Source organism: Nocardioides abyssi (assembly GCF_030412915.1).
In the GTDB taxonomy this organism is placed as follows: Bacteria; Actinomycetota; Actinomycetes; order Propionibacteriales; family Nocardioidaceae; genus Nocardioides; species Nocardioides abyssi.
In genome coordinates, this window is the sequence record NZ_JAUHJR010000140.1 from 1 (window position 1) to 280 (window position 280).

The window sequence follows — 280 nt, forward strand, 5'->3', positions numbered from 1 at the left end:
TCGCAATGTGCTTCTCTGCTTGTCGCTGGTGGTGCTGGTCACGTTCTGTCGCTCGCTGGGCATTTCTGAACACGCCGCGGGGAGCGATGCGGCTGGTTCCGGTCTCACTCTCGAAGACCTGGCTTCGGGAAAACTGAAGATCGTCGATCTGACCTACGCACTCAACGACAAAAACGCTTACTGGCCTGCCGCCAACTACGAGCCATTTCGGTTGAAGACCATCGCCACGCTGGAGCAGAACGGGGTGTTGTCGAAGGCATTCTCGACTCCCGAGCACCTC

General features: G+C 58.2%; 1 protein-coding gene. It reads left to right on the plus strand.

All coding sequences use genetic code 11. From position 1 onward, the window contains the following. Positions 1 to 19: 19 nt before the first annotated feature. A partial coding sequence (locus QWY29_RS20245) for a cyclase family protein (protein WP_300963029.1) occupies positions 20 to 280 on the plus strand: 261 nt, incomplete at its 3' end.